Below are 19,797 nucleotides of genomic sequence, written 5' to 3'. Positions count from 1 at the left end.
GCTCCTTATTTTTATTTCCAACTTTAACAATTAAAAGTTCTTACACACTATTATACCAATGATTCAAAAGTTCTACAATAAAATTTAGTTAATAAAAAGGTTTCGAGAGAACTCAAAACCTTTTTGCTTTATTAAACTTCTCTTGTAGCTTCTTTTAACCAAGCAAGTTCATCACCCTCAAAATGCGGCGCTAAAACTTCAAACACTTTTTTGTGGTATTTGTTAAGTTCATATTTATCTTCGCTTGTTAACATTGAAACATCAACAGCTTCTAAATCCCAAGGAACGAATGTCATTACTTCAAATTCCATAAATTGACCATATTCATTTTTAACGGTGTTACGAATAATTAACTCATTTTCTAATCGAATACCGTGAGAACCTGAAATATATAATCCCGGTTCATTTGTCATAGTCATACCATGTTTGAACGGTTCACTTGAACGTTGAATTCCCCAATGGATACCTTGAGGTCCTTCATGAATATTACCTAGGTAACCTACACCATGCCCTGTTCCATGATTAAAGTTTTCATAATCATACCACAACGGAGCACGTGCAAATAAATCGACATTGGCACCTGAAATACCTTCCATAAATTTAAGTCTTGACAGGCGAAGATGACATTGTAATACACGAGTATAATCATGTTTTAATCTATCACTTATTTCTCCCATTGCCGTAGTTCTTGTTATATCCGTAGATCCTTCATCATAGTGGGCACCGGTGTCTGTTAAGAAGAATGTTCCCGCACGTAGTGGAATAGATGTTTCTTTCGTAGAAGAATAGTGAACTATAGCACCATTTTCCGCATGTCCACAGATCGGTGCAAAACTTGGGCAAATAAATCCGCCTTGTGCTTTTCTAAATTCGACAAGTTTATCAGAAGCAGAAAGTTCATCTTCTTGTTCACTGGTTCCGTTTTTAACCAGCTGTTTTAACCAATAGATAAATTTAGTATGAGCGATACCGTCTTTAACATGTGCTTGAACGGTATGTTTCAATTCTGTTTCGTTCTTAATAGCTTTCATCAACACTGTAGGATTACGTTTTTCTACTAGTGTTGTTTCTTTAGGGATATTATTAAATACAGCATAGTTTAAACGAGCAGGGTCGACTAAAACAACATCATTTTTTCCAAATTTTTTAACATCTTCATAGACGTTATTGTATGGTTTAATGTTAACATTATCTTCTTTCAGATGCCCTTTAATTTCATCAGAAAGTTTTCTTTCATCAACATATAAATCAACTTTATCTTCACATACCACCGCATAACTTAATAATAGCGGGAAGAAATCAACATCCATTCCTCGAATGTTTAACAACCATCCAATATCATCAAGAGTAGTAATTACATGAATATTCGCCCCCGCTTCTTTCATTTCACGACGAACTCTTTCCAACTTGCTGGCAACTGTTTCTCCGGCACGTTCCAAGTTCAAGTAAAATGCAGGTGCTTCTGATAAAGGTGGTCTAGCAGTCCAAATTTCATCTACTAAATCTATTTCGTATTTAACTGTAGCATTTTTTTGTTTTAATTTAGTCGCTATTTCTTTTCCTTCTCCAAACGTTACAACACGCCCGTCGAATCCTACAACACCATTTTCCGGTGTGTTTTCTATGATAAATTCTACAATTTTAGGTACCCCCGGTTCTCCCATTCTTTGCAACTCAATTACAGTATCTTCTAATTGTTTAGCACCTTGCAAGAAATATCTCCCATCAGTCCATAATCCGGCAAAATCTTTAGTTACGATTAAAGTACCTGCCGAACCTGTAAAACCGCTCACAAATGCACGTGCTTTAAAATGCTCTCCCACGTATTCACTATTGTGAAAGTCCGCCGTAGGAACCATATACACGTCAACCCCATTTTTCTCCATCAACGCTCTAAGTTGAGCTACCTTTTCGTTTACTGTCATTTTTCATACTCCTTTTTTCTATATTTTTCATAATTATAAATTTTAATTATCTTAATTTTAATGTTTCTTTAAAATTATCGGTCGCACGCACCAATGCATCCACAATCGCCGGTTCCGACGATGCATGTCCGGAAATAACAAACTCCAACTCACAATTATTTAGTCGTTTGCTTAACTCATACGCATTAATCGGACGACAATCCACATCGTAACGACCATGCACGATAAATGTTGGAATATCTTTAATCGCTTCTACGTTATTTAATAACCAGTTATCGTCACCGCCCCAAAACATATTATTCATCCAAAAATGGCACTCAATAGTTGCCACCGATATAGCGAAATTAATTTCCCCCGCACTCTCTTCAACGTTTGGTATTGGGTATAATGTCATTACACTGCCTTCCCAGATACTCCATTCACGTGCAGCTTCTTCACGTATTTTTCTATCAGCACTTGTCAAGCGTTTATAGTATGCACCTATTATATCATCACGTTCTTCTTGTGGAATAATTGATGTATAGCGTTCAAAGGCTTCCGGAAAAATCTCGCTTACGCCTCCTTTTTCATAAAGCCACTCAATATCTTCTCGACGTCCTAAGAAAATCCCTCTTAACACTAGTCCAAGCATTTTTTCAGGGTGTTTAACAGCATAACATAATGCTAATGTTGTCCCCCAACTACCACCAAAAACAAGCCATTTATCAATATTCAATACTTTACGGACTTTTTCCATATCGTCGATAATATGCCACGTATCGTTATTCTCTAAACATGCACGTGGTGTCGATTTTCCACTTCCACGTTGGTCTAAGAGAATAATTCTATACGCTGTAGGGTCGAAAAACCGTCTTCCTGTCGGCGTCGTGCCTCCGCCCGGTCCGCCATGCAAAAAGATTACCGGTATTCCCTCGGGATTACCGCTTTCTTCATAATATATCGTATGCGTATCATCCACCTTGAGCATTTTTGAAAAATTCTCTTTAATTTCTGGATATAACGTCCTTAGCTCCCCCATAATTAGAACTTCCCCCAATCTTTATATTTTTTACAATATTATTTTATCACAAAATAAAGCGTTTTTCATTATTGATTTTAATGAAATTTTATTATTTAGTTTTGTTAGTATAAATATATTTGTTTTATACCTTATTTATCACTATAATAAATTAATAATTCAGCACTTGTTTTCACACTTTCTTGGCGTTTTATACAACAAAAGTCGATAAAAAATATTTTTAATTTAATTTTTTATAGCAATAATAATGTTTAGATTTAAGGGGAAATTATAATAAGGATATTACATATATTATTTACATTTCCTTAATAACTACTATTTTAAAACTTCTCTGAATTTATCAGTAGCTCTTATCAGCGAATCAACAATAGCCGGTTCTCCTGATGAATGTCCTGATATTACTATATCTAAATTACAATTATTTAATTTTTTACTTAACTCATAAGCACCAACAACACGACAATCCATATCATAACGGCCATGAGCAATCCATGTTGGAATATCTTTAATTACATCAACATTATTTAAAATCCAATTATCATCTTCCCAGAACATATTGTTCATCCAAAAATGACATTCAATAGTTGCCATTGAAATAGAATAATTTATCTCACCAAAACTTTGTTCCAAATTAGGATCCGGATACAACGTTACCAAATTACCTTCCCACATACTCCATTCTTTTGCAGCTACTTCACGTGTTTTTTTATCATCACTTGTTAAACGTTTGTAATATGCACGGATCATGTCATGACGTTCTTCTTGCGGAATAATGCTTTCATAACGTTCAAACACTTCTGGATGAACGTTGCTGGCTCCTCCTTTTTCGTAAATCCACACTATATCTTCACGACGTCCCAAGAAAATACCACGAAGCACTAAACCTGTCACACACTCCGGATGTTTAATAGCATAACATAATGCCAGTGTAGAGCCCCAACTTCCGCCAAAAACCAACCACTTATCTATATTCAATTCTTTTCTGATTTTTTCAATATCTTCGATTATATGCCACGTATCGTTATCTTTTAAACAAGCATGCGGTGTTGATTTCCCACTTCCACGTTGGTCAAATAATATAATTCGATAAAACTCCGGATCAAAATATCGTCTACATGTAGGCGATGTCCCACAGCCGGGTCCTCCATGGAAAAATACTACCGGTACTCCGTTCGGATTCCCACTTTCTTCATAATAAATTGTATGCGTATCGTCTACTTTTAAAAATTTTGAGAAATTCTCTTTTATTTCAGGATAAAATACTCTAAGTTCAGCCATGATATAACCTCCTATGTTAATAATTTATATACACTATAATTTTAACATAAAACATAGTATTTTTCATTACTAATTTGAAATAAATTTTTTCATTTTAGTTTTTATAAAAAATATATTTATTTTTTACACATAATATACACTATAACAAAATTTATTATGAGCAGCAGTGAATTATTAGAAATAAATTATTTTAAAATTTTACTTTACTAAAACATTAATCATATTTTTAGAAACAAATATATTTGTTAATTATTTTTCACAACAAAAAAGAGCGACTCAAAAATCGTGATTTCGTTAAAAATCGATTCTACAGAGCCGCTCACACGGTTTACTAGATTTGAGAGAGTTTTTTAAAGTAAACTCCCAAATTAATAAACCGGTACGTCCAACCGCTAATATGCAAATTCTATTAGAATTTTTAGCTTTTAGTCAGTTTCTATTAAATTATTATTAATTAATCTTCTACTAAAGTTTCGCCTTCTCTTAATTCTACAAGGCTAGCAAGTTTTTTCTCAAAAACAAATATTAATACTGCAACTATTAAACAGAACGCACCAATACTTAATGATAATTTTACAGTTGGGATATCCGCGATATATTCATATAATATACCATACCCTTTAGCTGCTCCAAATGTTGCTACAATCCAAACTGCCATCATTATTGATAAGATACTCTTAGGCGAATATTTAGAAACAAATGATGCTCCTAGTGGAGAGAAGAACATTTCAGCAATACTTAGTACTACGAAGAATAAGATAACCCATAGTATGCTTGCTTTTTGGCTTTCAGGAGCCCCTACTCCACGAGTAAATTCTGTTAATGCTAAAATACCAAAAGTCGCACCTAGCAATAATAAAGCAATTGATGCTTTTTTATATAAGCTCCAGTCTCCTTGCGGACGTTTAGAAAGTTTGTACCATAACGCACCCAAAATAGGCCCCAGAATAATACAACATAGTCCATTAACAGAATCCAGCCATGAAGTAGGAACTGTGAAACTTCCTAATTTAGTATCAACAAATTTAGGCATATAATCATAAAGAATTACATAAGTTAGGTACCAGAAAGTCCAAAAGATAACTGATAGCAATGAAATAATAATAATTGAATATACGCGACGAACTTCGTATTTTTGTAACGGTCTTTTCTCTTTAGGTTTTTCCTCGTGTTTAACTTCACCTTCAGCAAAAGGACGTTTCCCTACTTCACCAAGAGATTTATATCCTAAAATAAACCAAATCGCACCTATCAGGCAAAGTAACCCTGCTATTTTAAAACATTGTAAGTATCCGTTAGCTCCCGCTGTAGCTAATTTAACATACAATATTCCTACAAACGTAGTTCCTACAAACGATCCGATATTAATAAATGAATACATCGTTGAAAACGCATCGTCTTTACGAGATTGATCACCATCAAAAATACGACCTACTAACGCTTGAATATTCCCTTTAAAGAAACCTGTACCGATTGATACCAAGACAATCATAACCCACATTGCTGAGTATGTTCCGACGTAACCTGCATATCCATAGCCAAGAGCCATTAATAATAATCCTACCGGAATCAAATATCTCGCTCCCAAAAACCTATCGGCGATAAAACCGAACAACACAGGTGCTAAATAAGTAAAGGCAACAATATTGGATTGCATTGCCGCACCTTCAACTTTACCTAACCCTAAACCGCTTTCTCCCATTCCTCCAGATATTACGGCTACGGTTACATATGTAAATAATAGCCAACGCGATGAATAGTAAGCGGCACGTTCAAATGAGAACGTAATAGAGCTCATATAAAAACTCCACGGTTTTCCTTTTTTAACCGCAACTTCAGACATAAAAAAACCCCTTCTTTCTTAAATAATTATATTACATATTATAACACAGCAGTATAAAAACTACAACTGTCTGTGTAAATGTTATCATTATTTATTGTAGTGTTACAATAGATGTGAGACATATAATAAAAAAAAGAAGAGTAAATCCTGTATAATGAAGTTACCTACAAATCAAAAAAAGGAATTTACTCTTATGAAAACTATTATAACAGAAAATATAGAAAAAACACAACGATATATACCTCATACTTTACAAACAAGAATAGCTGCAGTTAAAACTTATAGAAATGGTAACTCTATCCGCTTTATTTGTAGGCGCTATAAAATATCAAAAGCCTCTCTTTTGCGTTGGAATAAAAAATATGACGGTACTAAAGAGTCTCTTATAGATAAGTCTCATAGACCTCATTCTATTCACCCTAACGCCCATACAGTTGAAGAATTGTCTTGGATTAAAAATCTTATTAAACGTAACCCTAATATTTCTATGATTGAATTATATGCTAAACTTAAATTCAACAAAGGTTATAAAAGACATCCTTGTTCTTTATTTAGAGTACTTAGAAAATTAGGTTTTTATAAAGATACTAAGAAAAAAGTAATTCCTTATAAACCTAAACCTTATGATACACCTACTGAAATTGGTAAAAAATGGCAACTTGATGTGAAATATGTTCCTAAACGTTGTTATGTAGGAGAAATTCCAGATAAATTTTATCAATATACTATCATTGATGAAGCTACTAGGGAAAGATTTATTTTCCCTTTTAAAGAACAATCATCATACTCTACTGTTCAATTTGTTAAAATGGCTATTGATTATTTTGGGTATAAACCCAAGATAATTCAAACTGATAATGGTTTTGAATTTACACATTTTAAAGATACTAAACGAATACACCCTTTTGATGTATTGTGTAATAATCTTGGCATTAAACATCAACTTATTAGACCTAGAACTCCTAGACATAACGGTAAGGTTGAACGTAGTCATAGAAATGATAATGAACGTTTTTACAGGCGTTTATCTTTCTTTTCGTATGATGATCTTATATCTCAGATGAAAAAGTATCTATATCGCTCTAACCGTCTTCCTATGCAGACTTTAAATTGGCTTTCTCCTGTTGAAAAAAGAAAAGAGTTACGGAAAGAGTCTATAAAAATATGCCGGCTTTAATTCCTTGTTAGATAATAGATTTCACAACTTATTTGTCAAGGACAAGGGCTACGCCTTTTTCAAATCCTTGACAAATAAGTTTTAGAAATCTGAAATGTTCTCTAAGGAATTAAAGCTGGCAAATCTAATCAAATAATGTAATTTACGTCGGGGGCTTCATACGGTTTACATAGAAGCTAGCTTCTATGTAATTCTATTATATCCGGTATTTATTTTTTACTTTTTTTGTCTCACATCATTTACAAATGTACACTGTGTAAATGTTATCATTATTTATTTTATGGGTATTGTATTTGTATTTTAGTAGTGCTATAATAAAAATAAAGTTCAGAATATTTTAAAGGAGTTGTATAATATGAAACTTTCAAGAACTAATAAGATTCTATCTAAAATGAAAGAACAAGGCATTTCACAAGCACTTGTTAGCGATCCTTATTCTATTTTTTATCTAACAGGATTTTTAGAAAATCCGGGGGAAAGATTTTTTGCTGTTTTATTAGATGAAAATGGGGATCACAAATTGTTTTTAAATATCCTGTTCCCGCTGGATAAAGATTTAGGCTTGGATATAGTAAGCATTTCAGATACCGATGATATTATCAGTATCGTTGCCGATCATATAAAAGCCGGTACTAAATTAGGAATAGATAAAATTTTCCCTGCTCGTTTCTTATTACCGCTAATGGATAAACTTCCGGATAATAAATTTGTTGATGTATCTCTTCTTGTTGATACTACTCGTATGCTTAAAGACGAAGAAGAAAAAGAATTAATGCGAATTTCTTCTGAATTAAATGATAGAGCTTGTCAGTTTGTTATCGACAACATTACTGAAACTACTTCTGAAAAAGACATGGTTAAAAAACTGCTTGCTTATTACGAAGAAATCGGTGTTGAAGGAACATCATTCCCACCTATTATAGCTTATGGTGATAATGGAGCTAATCCGCACGGTTTGCCTGGTGACAGACTTCCAAAACCGGGGGAATCTATTATTGTCGATATTGGCGGAATTAAAGATAAATACTGCTCAGATATGACTCGTACTGTGTTCTTTAAACAACCGACACCGGAAGATAAAGAAGTATTTGAAATTGTTCTTGAAGCAGTAAAACGTGGTACAGAATTGGTTAAACCCGGAGTTAGATTATGTGACATCGACGCCGCTTGTCGTGACTATATTACTGAAAAAGGTTACGGAGAATACTTCACTCACCGTACCGGTCACCAAATCGGTCTTGAAGATCACGAATACGGCGATGTATCAAGTACAAACGAAATGGTTTGTGAACCGGGTATGATTTTCTCTATCGAACCCGGCATCTACCTACCCGGACGTATGGGGGTTCGTATCGAAGACTTAGTTCTTGTTACTGAGGACGGTGTTGAAGTCTTAAATAAATTAAACAAAGAATTTGTAGTTATTGGAGAAGATTAATTTTCAACTTGATCATCTTTCGAAAATACTTTTTATAACTACAATACTTTTGGGGCGATGTTTTTATCGCCCTTTCTTTATAAAAAGGGGCGGCTCAAAAAATTGATTTCTACCGAAATCATTATTTTTGAACCACCCCTCATAGTTTATTAAGTTTGGGAATAATTCTTCAAAACATATTCCCAAACCAATATATATATATCTAACTGTTAACTAAATAAATTATATAATAAACTTACCTTTTAAGTCAGTTTCTTTTATAATTATTAAGCGATTATTTAAAATATTTATTTAAAAATTTTTCTATTATACTCCAATACTCTTTACGATATTTGCGTTCTGCTTGGACGTGTTTTGCTCCGGCAAAACTATGAAATTCTTTTTCAGAACTGATCAAATTATACGCTTCTTTTCCATGCTCGATCGGTACAAAGCCGTCTTTTTCACCGTGCAAAATCAACGCCGGTAATTTTGTATTCTTTAAAGCCGTTGTTGCGTCGACATCTCCAAAAAAATATCCCGCTCTAATTTTTGTCACCGTATTAGCTGCCGGTATAATGGGAAAACTCGGAAGATTAAATAATTTTTTCAACTGATATGTAAATTCCTGTTTTAAATTTACATACCCGCTATCTTCGATGAACGCTTTAACATTCGTCGGCAAATTTTTGCCGATAGCATTCATTACCGTTGCAGCCCCCATGCTAATCCCAAATAATACGGTATCGGCATTATTATTTTCTGCTGAGATTTTTTTCACCCAGTTTACTAAATCATCTGAATCGTAGCCACCCATGGAGATAAAATCTCCGGCACTTTTCCCATGTGCTATTAAATCAGGAGCAAAAACATTGTATCCTTTATCGTAAAACTGTTTGATATAGGTTACCATTTTTTTAGCTTCACTAGTATAACCGTGAACGACAAAAATCCATTTAGTTGCTTTCGGATTAATAAACTTATAACCCACCAATTTGTTTTTTGTAACAGAACTCATCGTTACTTCTTGCTTATTACTTTCAAACCACTGATTCAATACAGCTTTATCTTCTTTATTGCCATCATTATCCTGACTTACTATCGCACTTTTATCTACCTTTGGGTTTAATGCAAAATTATAAAAATAATTACCTGTAAAACCAAAACCTGCAACCATAACAATAAGCACCCCAATCAATATTTTTTTAAACCGTTTTTTCATTGTTACGTTCCTTTCTTCATAATAAAACATATTGTTGATTATACTATGTTATCAAAGGAAAGTAAATAAAAAAAATCACTAATATAGACTTTAAGTATCTCTAATTAACTCAATAGTTCAACTTTTACTCGTTCTATAACTCCGAACCTACACTTCAAAACACTGAACTCTTTTTATTATTTTGTTATCAAATCTTATTAAATATTCAACACTCATTCCATCAAAGTTTATTTTTGTATCTCTAAATTTAATTATAACTTATTTAGAGTATTTTTCAATATTACGATAAATAAAAAATTTATTAAATATTTTCTTTTATATCCATATCTATGCTTATAAATGTACCAATTATATTTTTTAACCCTTATTTTTCGTCTTTTAGCCATCTATAATTTTTTATTTGATAATTAATTTCCATATTTTAACACTTTAGAATTATTATTAATAACTTAGCATTCATTTATTATTGTTCTCTTAATTTCTGATAAATTTTTATTACAACAATCAAAAAGTTACCGGTAAGGTTCTATATTTTTTCTAAGAAAATAACATTTTTAAAATGTAAATGATAACCATTATCATTGTAAGGTAATAAATGTGTAATATTTATACATTTATTTATAAAAATATAATTGAATGCCCTATTATTTTATAACTGTTATATAGTATCTATAATTAGTATAGATCCTTTTTTACTGTTACATTGTTCTTATCGCTTATAGTTATATCAACTGTACTTTTACATAAACATACATATATTTTTCAAAACATATCGTGATTATTTATATATATAATTTAGTTTATTTTACAAGCATTTTCTAAACCTTTGTAAGTGTTTGCTTCTGGGTTGTGTATGTGCTACACTTAAATTGCAAGGATAAATATGTCGACATTCCATGCAATTGTTTCAAACGATTCCTAAGTAACTTGAGCACCTTAGATGTAAACGATGTAATTTTTGTTATATCTACTCAATTATTACACCATATTGAAACTCTGTACTGAAATATACAATTATTCAGAATCATCTAAGATTATGAAGTTACGTGATTGCACAGTTAGTATTATTGGTATTATTGATAATATACAGGAGGTAATTATTATGGTAAAAGAAAAAGAAACTGTTGTAAATCCAGAAGAAGAAGTTGATGTTCTTGTCAAGAAAGCACTAGTTGCACTTGACGAATTCATAAAAATAGAAGATCAGGAAAAAATTGACTCAATTGTTCAAGCCGCCGCTGTTGCCGCTTTAGAAGAGCACGGTCCTCTTGCTATTGCAGCAGTTGAAGAAACAGGTCGCGGTAATGTAGAAGATAAAGCTATTAAAAATTTATATGCTTCTGAATATATTACGAATAATCTTCGTGGACTAAAAACTGTCGGTGTTATTGATAGAGACGAATCGGACGGTCTTGTTGCGATTGCTGAACCGGTCGGTGTTATTTGCGGTATAGTACCTACCACCAACCCCACCTCTACCACTGTTTTCAAATCTCTTATTTGTTTGAAAACTCGTAACCCTATAATCTTTAGTTTCCACCCTGCAGCGAACGAATGTTCTAAAAAAGCTGCAAGAATCGTTTATGAAGCTGCCGTTAAAGCCGGAGCTCCTAAAGATTGTATCCAATTTATCGAAAAACCTACACTAGACGGTACAAACGCTTTAATGAAACATCCCGGCGTTTCTACTATTCTTGCTACCGGTGGTGGCGGAATGGTTAAAGCCGCTTACTCTTGTGGAAAACCTGCTCTTGGTGTTGGTCCGGGTAACGTACCTGCTTATGTTCATAAAGATGCTAAACTAAAACAAGCTGTTAACGACATAGTTTTAGGAAAAGCTTTTGATAACGGTATGATTTGTGCCAGTGAACAAGCTGCTATTGTAGACAAAGAAGTTTATGATGAGTTTATTAAACTTATAAAATCACATCGTGTTTACTTTGTTAATAAAGAAGAAAAAGCTAAATTAGAAAAATTATTATTCGGAGTTGAGGCATATTCTGAAAATGTTAATACCGCTAAATTAAATTCTGTAATCGTTGGTAAATATGCTGAAGATATTGCTAAAATGGCAGGCTTTGAAGTTCCGAAAGGAACCGTTATACTGGCTGCTGAATGTGAGGAAGTTGGGGTAAATGAACCTCTTACACGTGAAAAACTTTCACCGGTACTTGCTATTCTTAAATCAACCAGCACAGAAGACGGTATTGAAAAATCTCGTCAAATGGTTGAATTTAACGGTTTAGGACACAGTGCCGCTGTCCACACTCAAGATGCAGATGTTGCTGAAAAATTCGGTAAGGTAGTTAGAGCTTGTCGTATTATTTGGAATTCTCCAGCTTCATTCGGTGGTATCGGAGATGTGTACAACGCATTTATTCCATCACTTACATTAGGTTGTGGTAGCTTTGGCGGTAACTCTGTTTCTGGAAATATCGGCGCAGTAAATCTTCTTAACATCAAGTTAGTTGGACGTAGAAATAACAATCTTCAGTGGTATAAAATTCCACCAAAAGTTTATTTTGAACCCAATGCCATCAGATATCTAAGTGAAATGGAGGGTTTAGAAAAGGTGATGATCGTAACTGACGAATCTATGGTTAAACTTGGATTTGCAGCTCGTATCATCGATCAACTTAACAGACGTAAAAACAAAGTTCAGTATGAAATATTCGCAGGCGTTGAGCCTAACCCTGATATTACAACCGTACGTCGCGGTTTGGAAATTATGAACTCATTTAAACCTAATGCTATAATTTCTCTTGGTGGTGGTTCTGCTATTGACGCCGGTAAAATTATGTGGTTGTTCTATGAAAGACCTGATGCAGACTTTAAAGAACTTGTTCAAAAATTCATGGATATCAGAAAACGTACTGTAAAATTCCCGCATTTAGGAAATAAAGCGAAATTTATCGCTGTTGCTACTACATCAGGTACAGGTAGTGAGGTTACTCCTTTTGCTGTTATTTCAGATAAAGAACATGGTAAAAAATATCCATTAGCTGATTATGCACTTACACCGCATGTAGCAATCGTAGATCCTAATTTGGTTATGACAGTACCTGCCAGACCTACAGCATCTACAGGTATGGATGTTCTTACTCACGCAACAGAAGCCTATACTTCTATACTTGCTAATGATTATACCGACGGTATCGCTCTACAAGCAATTAAAATTGTTTTTGAAAACTTGGAAAAATCTGTTAGAGAATTTGATAAAGATGCACGTGAAAAAATGCACAACGCTTCTTGCTTAGCCGGTATGGCATTCGCTAATGCGTTCTTAGGTATCTGTCACTCTATGGCACACAAAATCGGTGGTAAATTCGGTACTATTCACGGTGAAACAAACGCTACTTTACTTCCATACGTTATTCGCTATAACGGTACTCGTCCCGGTAAAGTGTCTATTTGGCCAAAATATGAACACTATAAAGCTGCAGAAAGATTCCAAGACATTGCTCGTATGTTAGGACTTAAAGCCGATACTCCTGAAGAAGCTGTTGAATCTTATGCACAAGCAGTATTCGAATTAGGTAAACGTGTAGGTACTCCTATGAGCTTTAAAGATCACGGTGTGGATTACGAAGCATTTAAAGCTGAACTTCGTACCTTGGCACTTGATGCTTATGAAGACCAATGTACTCCAGCCAACCCAAGACTTGCTTTACTTAAAGACTTAGAGGGAATTATGGAAGCTGCATGGTTCGGATATGATAAGAAAAAATATGAAGAAAATAAATAGTTAACTATTATTTTATAGGAAAATAAATAAGTTTATAACTATAAGTTAATTCTCTTAAAATCCCGACTTACTAAATACGGTAAATCGGGATTTTATATATAACTCTACGCTAAATATAAGGCAAATTAAGAAAGAAAGAGAGTAAGATTAAATGATAAGGTAAATACTTGTCCCTATCAAAAACTCTTCCCTCAATTCCTCTAATTTTAGTCTATATAACACTTCACAGCTAGAAAATCAATCTAGCATTATTCTGATAATTTAAAATCGCAACTAAATACCTACAAAAATTTCCACAATTTTTCTTATTTTTTCTAATACTGATTCTTTCTTTTTTTCTCTTCCCCCACCTCTGCGTGAAGTTGGAGGAATTATACGGTCTAATTCATCTCCAGCATATTCCACATACCCGTTATCAATAGATTTTGTTATAAAACGCATTGCTCCCTCTTTCAGCTTTTCTTCTTCAACTAAAGATTTAATTTTATTTTCTTTTTCTTTTCTTGCAAACATATAAAACTTTTCAAGAATATCATCAGTATTCTTTAATTCTGACAATTTTGTTTTGCTGATAAACTCCATAATTAAGTTTTCTTTTGCTCTTGTATCAAGACTTGATCTGATTGCTCGACGTACTTCTGCTTTCAAATTTTCTACATCTTCGTTTTCTTTTGATTTTTCCAGTATTAAAGCCAAAATATAGTCTAAATTTATTTCATCAGTTTTCAACAAATCAATTTGAAACTCGACATTTGAAAAATCAACCTGTTCGCCTTCAGCCTTTTCACTTCGTCTTTCATTCAAAATACTTTCTCTGATATCTACATATACACTTTTCATGTCTTGCATTTGTCTATCAGAAATAATTTTTTCAAAACTTTCAAATTCATCGAAATTTCTAAGAATATTTTCAGCTTTTAACAATTCTCCAAAAAGTTGTACAAATTCTTTTTTATCTGCTTCAAAAACAATTTCAGTTGTATCCGGAAATTTGGCAATTATTTCTTCACATATATCAACATATCCCTTAAACGTCTTTCCTGTTTCCTCGTCTGTAAAACCATGTATATATTCATCATAACTCTTTTCTAAAATAACATTGACACTATTTTCATCTCCAAAAGTTTTAATTGCATCTTCTGTAGCTTTTTCCAAGTTTCTAAAACATACAATGTTTCCAAAAGTCTTTACTTTATTTAAAATACGGTTAGTTCTTGAAAATGCTTGAATTAAACCGTGATATCTTAAGTTTTTATCTACAAACAGAGTATTCAATGTTGGCGCATCAAAACCTGTTAAAAACATTCCTACTACAATTAGCAAATCAACTTCCTTATCCTTTACTTTTTGAGACAAGTTTTTATAGTAATTTTGAAATTCCTTTCCATCAGTTGAATAATTTGTTTTAAACTGTTTATTGTAATCATCAATAACCTTATTCAAAAACTCTTTTGAAGTTGAATCCATAGCAGACGGCTCAAAATTTTCTTCTGTTATTTCACCAATAGCGGAGGGTTCTTCGTTTGCAGAAAAACTATAGATTGTAGCAACTTTTAATCTCTTTTCTTCAGGTAGAAACTCTTGTTGTTTGAAACTCTTCATAATACAATTTTGCAGCCTCTACACTTTGAACAGCAAACATCGCATTAAATCCATTTAATCTTCTATGTTTTAAATCATAAAATTCATTTCGATGTGTCTTTGTATCGAACACCTTAAGAATATGTTTTGTAATTTCCGTGATTCGCTCCGGATGAAGCAACATTTTATTTTCTAATTTTGCTAATTTTTTTTCATCTTCTTCTTTTTCTGCCATCTTAAATCTAGGTATGATATTATTATAATCAACCTTGAATTTTAAAACCTTTCCATCACGAATAGCGTCTGTAATTACATAACTATGAAGCTGAGCTCCGAATATATCCGATGTTGTATTTCCACCAAGAGAATTTTGTGGAAATATCGGTGTTCCCGTAAAACCGAACTGGTAGTATTTTTTAAATGCTTTTCTTATATTTTTCTGTGCATCTCCAAACTGAGAACGATGACATTCATCAAATATAAAAACACAATGCTTATCATAAATTGGATGATTAGGATTTTTCTTTACAAATTCATTTAACTTTTGAATTGTAGTAACAACAATTCTATTGTCATCTCTTTCGATACACCTTTTCAGTTCTCTTGTATCTTTACTTCCGTTTACACTATCCGGCTGGAATCTTTGATACTCCTTCATCGTTTGGTAATCTAAATCTTTTCTATCTACCACAAAAAATACTTTATCTATATAACCTAATGTTGTAGCTAGTCGTGCCGTTTTAAAAGAAGTTAATGTTTTACCTGAACCTGTTGTATGCCAAATAAAACCTCCGGCTTCAGGTCTACCGGCTTTTTTCGACTCATAACTTGATTTTATCTTCCACAAAATGCTTTCTGTAGCTGCAATCTGATAGGGGCGCATTATTAACAAAGTATTATTAACATCAAAAACACAATATTTTGTGAGAACTTCAAGAATGACACGCTTCTCAAAAAAAGTTTTAGTAAAATCCTCTAAATCACAAATTACCTTATTTTTAGCATCTGCCCATTCACAAGTAAATTCATAATTATTTTTATTTTTTGCAGTTGTATTTGCAAAATATCTGGTATAGGTTCCGTTAGAAATTACAAAAATTTGTACAAATTTATAAAGAGAATTATCCAAATTAAAACTCTCTTTGCTATATCTGTGAATTTGGTTAAATGCCTCGTGTAAATTTACTCCACGTTTTTTTAACTCAATATGAACTAGAGGCAATCCGTTTACTAGAATAGTTACATCATAACGATTTTGATTTTTTTCTCCGCCAGTAACTTGATTTACAACCTGCAAAAAATTATTGTGAATATTTTTCTTATCAATAGTTTTTATATTTTGTAAATGTCCATCATCAAAAATAAAATCATGGATATAATCTTCTTGTACCTTTCGAGTTTTTCAATCATTCCATCATTTGGAGCATCCAGATATTCAATTAAAAATCTATTCCACTCTTCACCCGAAAAAGATACTTCATTTAGTTTTTCAATTTGAATTTTTAAATTTTTATACAACTCATCATTTGACTTTACCATTAGTCTCTCGTAACCTTGAGAAACTAAATTTTCAATCATTTGCTTTTCAAGTTCTGCCTCACTTTGATATGAAGTCTCTCTAACTTTTAAATATTTTTCGAAATTAGCCAAAATGATTCCATTTGTCATCTCGGCAATTGTAGATGTGTTATAGTTTAGTCGTTCTTCTGACATCTGAATTACTCCTTCCGTAAGTTTTAAAAACATATTCTAAAAATTCTTCCAATTTCTTTACTACTTCTTTATCCATTTTTTCAATCCATCTTTTAGGTATATTTTCGTATCTAAGTTTTGCACCAGCAATGCTTCCTTCAATCCCTGCAATTGTATCCGCATCTCCACCGTGATTTACAGCACCGATGATACAATCTTCAAAAGTTTTCTTTTCACTCCAATAAATAGCATCTTTAAAAGTATTGATAATATATCACTTAGCTCTAAAAGAACTCTCTTTTTTAGACTTATTCTCTTTCCTAAAATATGAGTTTTTATAATTTCAGTATATTCCTTTAAAATATTTCTACAAATATTATTATTTATGAGTAATATTGCCCTAAATAAAATTAAGTTCAGGCGATTTTTCTGAATTTAACGAAGTACAAGGCAGAGCTCTCATAAGACTTCCATAACACAAATCGGCATCTGTGTATCATCTGTAACTCCTCCAGTTTTTAAGTTGAGCCAACCTCCACCTATTATATCAGTCAGCTTGCCATAGTCTCTTTTTATTTCAGCCTCACTCATAAACTCGGTAGTAGCTCCCATTACATCTACGATTGAAAAACCATAGAGAACACCCTTTAATCTGTCTTTAATATTATTCATTGCACTCTCACTTTAAAACTATCTTTTAAAACTTAATAATTTTTCTCTATAATATCCATATTGTTTTTGTCTTTGTTCAATTTCTTGTGGCAACAAACCTTTTGTATCAGCCAATAAAGATTGAAATCTATCAAGAATTTCAACTATTTTGTTTTGAATTTCAATATCTGGTATAGGAATTGTCTGTGTTAACAATATACTAACGTCTACAGACGGAAAATTACCAATTTTTATATTATTACTACACCATTTATCAATTATATAAAAGTAATAATATGCATACTTTATATTTACTTCTTTTTTGTAATTATCTTTCAATGAAAAACAAGTAAATCTTTGATTCGCTAAAAATGGAACTGTTATTAAAGCATGTTCTCCTATAGTCGCAGATGTTGATAAAATAATAGAGTTTTGCTCAAATAGTTCTCCTTTTATTGCAGAATTTGAAACATAATTTTTTGCATAACTTAATATATTTCCATTTTCTCTAATATCTTCCATCTTAAACCACGGGATATCTTTACTATTCCAATACTCCTGAACAGATTTAGAAGGTGTATAACCGTTTTTCGTATTAAATACTTGAGATAATGTATAAAATGATATCTCCCCATTATTTCTAATTCCTTCTATTTTTGCAGAAATTTTATTCAAATATTCTTCGCTTAAAAGCATATCTCTATAATATTCATACTGTTTAGTTCTAGCCTGTAATTCAGTAACATAATTTGTAAATTTGTCAAGTGTTTTTACAATTTTTTCTTGTGTTTCTATTGATGGAATAGGAATTTTTATTCTTTCAACTACATTACTCATTAATTTTGGGTTCCCTGAACCCCCTTTTACATGCTTTTTTGCTTCAATTTGTAACCAATATACTATAAACTTAACCAATAATTTTTTATTATCTTTTGGCTCAATCAGTCCACAAATATTTGTTACTGAGAACTTTCCATTTCTATAGAAAACTGTCCCAGCATATGCTCCATCTGTAGTCCATGTTGCAAATTCTCCATCAAAATCATATGTGCTTATTCTTCCTATTTCTCCATTATTTCTTGTTTGAGATGAATATACAGGAAATTCCCCTTTACGTTCCTCTAAATAGATTTTGGATATAACACGACCTCTCTTAATATTACAAACTTCTCCAAGTTTTTTCCATTCTACTTTTTCGTCTTTTAGTAATTCATCTATTTTACTCATTGTCATCCCCACCTTTTGAGGCAATATTTTTTATATTATTAATTTCAAGAAGATAGTCTTTTTCTACTTGTGTTAATGTTTTTTCATTATATTTTTTATATTCTTTTTCAACTTTTTCTATCATTTGTTGTCTTGATATTTTGCCATTATCTTTTAGCAAATCTTCTCCGGTTGCTATTAATATTCTATCCACATGATTTATCCAATCTTTCATAGTCATCATAACTTTTTTTTCTGCTTGTCTTTCTGCAAAATCTAAGTATCCTGAAACTAAAGAATTTAGACTCTTTAGTTCTTTTTCATTCAAATAATTTTTTGCCACCTTTGCCTCTGTTAATGTGGGTAACTCTCCTTTGAAAATTGTAAGTCCCATAAATTCTTTTTTGCTATCAACACGGCTATGAATAATCTCACTTGCTGTGTGATTATGAATAGCATAATGAAGTTTATTTTGAACTGTCGCAAAAAAATGTTTAGCTTCTTCGCTATTAGAATTATAGTCTATACTTGTAGAGAATAAATCTAATACTTGACGATAAAATACTTTTTCGCTTGAGCGAATATCACGAATTCTTTCTAAAAGCTCTTTCCAGTATGCTCCACCACCCAAGTTTTTGAGCCTTTCATCATCCATTGTAAAGCCTTTGATAATATACTCTTTTAAACGTTCTGTCGCCCACTTTCTAAAATCAGTGGCTATTTTTGATTTTACTCTATATCCAAGTGATATTATCATATCTAAATTATAAAATGTGATTTTTCTTGAAACGTTACGATTTCCTTCTTTTCGAACTTGTCGGAAATCCCGACAGGTTGATTCTTTATTCAATTCACCCTCATCATAGATATTTCCTATGTGTTCTACAATATTTGTTCTAGAAGTTTTGAATAGCTCTGCCATTTGCTGTTGTGATAACCATACTGTCTCATCAATAAAACGAACATCTATTCTGGTACTTCCATCATCTGCGTTATATATTAATATCTCTCCGTTATCTTGTTTTATTTCTTTACTCATAAC

Annotated in this window: 14 protein-coding genes; 3 read left to right on the top strand and 11 right to left on the bottom strand. The window is 32.3% G+C overall.

The window, feature by feature from the left end; genetic code table 11:
• Nucleotides 1-131 precede the first annotated feature (131 nt).
• The 4 genes from AXE85_RS01365 to AXE85_RS01350 form a co-directional block, all read right to left on the bottom strand.
• Nucleotides 132-1,925, bottom strand: coding sequence for an aminopeptidase P family N-terminal domain-containing protein (locus AXE85_RS01365; protein WP_062172704.1), 1,794 nt, complete (start codon nt 1,923-1,925; stop codon nt 132-134).
• A 46-nt stretch (nt 1,926-1,971) separates the two neighbouring features.
• Nucleotides 1,972-2,943 carry a prolyl aminopeptidase gene (pip, locus tag AXE85_RS01360; RefSeq protein ID WP_062172702.1) on the bottom strand — a complete coding sequence of 324 codons (972 nt, stop codon included), beginning with the start codon at nt 2,941-2,943 and terminating at the stop codon, nt 1,972-1,974.
• Nucleotides 2,944-3,258: 315 nt separating this feature from the next.
• The gene (pip, locus tag AXE85_RS01355) at nt 3,259-4,221 is read right to left on the bottom strand and encodes a prolyl aminopeptidase (RefSeq protein WP_062172700.1); all 963 of its coding nucleotides are present in this window, start codon (nt 4,219-4,221) and stop codon (nt 3,259-3,261) included.
• Nucleotides 4,222-4,675: 454 nt separating this feature from the next.
• Entirely contained in the window at nt 4,676-6,064 is a 1,389-nt protein-coding gene (locus tag AXE85_RS01350) for a peptide MFS transporter (protein ID WP_062172698.1), read from the bottom strand.
• Between the two features lie 193 nt (nt 6,065-6,257).
• Here AXE85_RS01350 and AXE85_RS01345 point away from each other — a divergent pair, with 193 nt between their 5' ends.
• The gene (locus AXE85_RS01345; RefSeq protein WP_062174648.1) at nt 6,258-7,241 is read left to right on the top strand and encodes a DDE-type integrase/transposase/recombinase; all 984 of its coding nucleotides are present in this window, start codon (nt 6,258-6,260) and stop codon (nt 7,239-7,241) included.
• 355 nt (nt 7,242-7,596) lie between these two features.
• Nucleotides 7,597-8,679: a M24 family metallopeptidase gene (locus AXE85_RS01340; RefSeq protein WP_021752304.1), complete on the top strand. Its 1,083-nt coding sequence runs from the start codon at nt 7,597-7,599 to the stop codon at nt 8,677-8,679.
• A gap of 274 nt (nt 8,680-8,953) precedes the next feature.
• On the opposite strand, the gene AXE85_RS01335 is transcribed toward AXE85_RS01340, so the two are convergent.
• Entirely contained in the window at nt 8,954-9,880 is a 927-nt protein-coding gene (locus AXE85_RS01335; protein WP_062172697.1) for an alpha/beta hydrolase, read from the bottom strand.
• A gap of 1,102 nt (nt 9,881-10,982) precedes the next feature.
• On the opposite strand from AXE85_RS01335, the gene adhE reads away from it, so the two are divergent.
• Nucleotides 10,983-13,625 carry a bifunctional acetaldehyde-CoA/alcohol dehydrogenase gene (adhE, locus tag AXE85_RS01330; RefSeq protein ID WP_062172695.1) on the top strand — a complete coding sequence of 881 codons (2,643 nt, stop codon included), beginning with the start codon at nt 10,983-10,985 and terminating at the stop codon, nt 13,623-13,625.
• 273 nt (nt 13,626-13,898) lie between these two features.
• Here the strand turns inward: adhE and AXE85_RS08540 are convergent, their stop codons facing one another.
• From AXE85_RS08540 to AXE85_RS01310, 6 genes are all read right to left on the bottom strand, one after another.
• A complete protein-coding gene (locus AXE85_RS08540) occupies nt 13,899-15,227 on the bottom strand; it encodes a type I restriction endonuclease subunit R, EcoR124 family (RefSeq protein WP_231723791.1) in 1,329 nt (442 codons plus the stop codon).
• Nucleotides 15,193-16,542 carry a type I restriction endonuclease subunit R gene (locus AXE85_RS08535; protein WP_231723813.1) on the bottom strand — a complete coding sequence of 450 codons (1,350 nt, stop codon included), beginning with the start codon at nt 16,540-16,542 and terminating at the stop codon, nt 15,193-15,195. The genes AXE85_RS08540 and AXE85_RS08535 overlap by 35 nt, the downstream gene beginning before the upstream one ends.
• A complete protein-coding gene (locus tag AXE85_RS08530; RefSeq protein ID WP_231723790.1) occupies nt 16,539-16,919 on the bottom strand; it encodes a hypothetical protein in 381 nt (126 codons plus the stop codon). The genes AXE85_RS08535 and AXE85_RS08530 overlap by 4 nt, the downstream gene beginning before the upstream one ends.
• 438 nt (nt 16,920-17,357) lie before the next feature.
• Entirely contained in the window at nt 17,358-17,570 is a 213-nt protein-coding gene (locus AXE85_RS08435) for an ADP-ribosylglycohydrolase family protein (protein ID WP_197415953.1), read from the bottom strand.
• 18 nt (nt 17,571-17,588) lie between these two features.
• Nucleotides 17,589-18,776, bottom strand: coding sequence for a restriction endonuclease subunit S (locus tag AXE85_RS01315; RefSeq protein ID WP_062172694.1), 1,188 nt, complete (start codon nt 18,774-18,776; stop codon nt 17,589-17,591).
• Nucleotides 18,769-19,794, bottom strand: coding sequence for a virulence RhuM family protein (locus AXE85_RS01310; protein WP_062172693.1), 1,026 nt, complete (start codon nt 19,792-19,794; stop codon nt 18,769-18,771). The genes AXE85_RS01315 and AXE85_RS01310 overlap by 8 nt, the downstream gene beginning before the upstream one ends.
• Nucleotides 19,795-19,797 lie beyond the last annotated feature (3 nt).

Source organism: Gemella sp. oral taxon 928 (genome assembly GCF_001553915.1).
In the GTDB taxonomy this organism is placed as follows: Bacteria; Bacillota; Bacilli; order Staphylococcales; family Gemellaceae; genus Gemella; species Gemella massiliensis.
Note: the sequence above shows the minus strand (reverse complement) of the source record. Positions and strands in the feature narration are given on the sequence as shown.

Excerpts from the sequence above, each read along its gene's own strand:
- AXE85_RS01365 (WP_062172704.1), bottom strand. The coding sequence starts at position 1,925 with ATGACAGTAAACGAAAAGGTAGCTCAACTTAGAGCGTTGATGGAGAAA.
- pip (WP_062172702.1), bottom strand. The coding sequence starts at position 2,943 with ATGGGGGAGCTAAGGACGTTATATCCAGAAATTAAAGAGAATTTTTCA.
- pip (WP_062172700.1), bottom strand. The coding sequence starts at position 4,221 with ATGGCTGAACTTAGAGTATTTTATCCTGAAATAAAAGAGAATTTCTCA.
- AXE85_RS01350 (WP_062172698.1), bottom strand. The coding sequence starts at position 6,064 with ATGTCTGAAGTTGCGGTTAAAAAAGGAAAACCGTGGAGTTTTTATATG.
- AXE85_RS01345 (WP_062174648.1), top strand. The coding sequence starts at position 6,258 with ATGAAAACTATTATAACAGAAAATATAGAAAAAACACAACGATATATA.
- AXE85_RS01340 (WP_021752304.1), top strand. The coding sequence starts at position 7,597 with ATGAAACTTTCAAGAACTAATAAGATTCTATCTAAAATGAAAGAACAA.
- AXE85_RS01335 (WP_062172697.1), bottom strand. The coding sequence starts at position 9,880 with ATGAAAAAACGGTTTAAAAAAATATTGATTGGGGTGCTTATTGTTATG.
- adhE (WP_062172695.1), top strand. The coding sequence starts at position 10,983 with ATGGTAAAAGAAAAAGAAACTGTTGTAAATCCAGAAGAAGAAGTTGAT.
- AXE85_RS08540 (WP_231723791.1), bottom strand. The coding sequence starts at position 15,227 with ATGAAGAGTTTCAAACAACAAGAGTTTCTACCTGAAGAAAAGAGATTA.
- AXE85_RS08530 (WP_231723790.1), bottom strand. The coding sequence starts at position 16,919 with ATGTCAGAAGAACGACTAAACTATAACACATCTACAATTGCCGAGATG.
- AXE85_RS08435 (WP_197415953.1), bottom strand. The coding sequence starts at position 17,570 with ATGAATAATATTAAAGACAGATTAAAGGGTGTTCTCTATGGTTTTTCA.
- AXE85_RS01315 (WP_062172694.1), bottom strand. The coding sequence starts at position 18,776 with ATGAGTAAAATAGATGAATTACTAAAAGACGAAAAAGTAGAATGGAAA.
- AXE85_RS01310 (WP_062172693.1), bottom strand. The coding sequence starts at position 19,794 with ATGAGTAAAGAAATAAAACAAGATAACGGAGAGATATTAATATATAAC.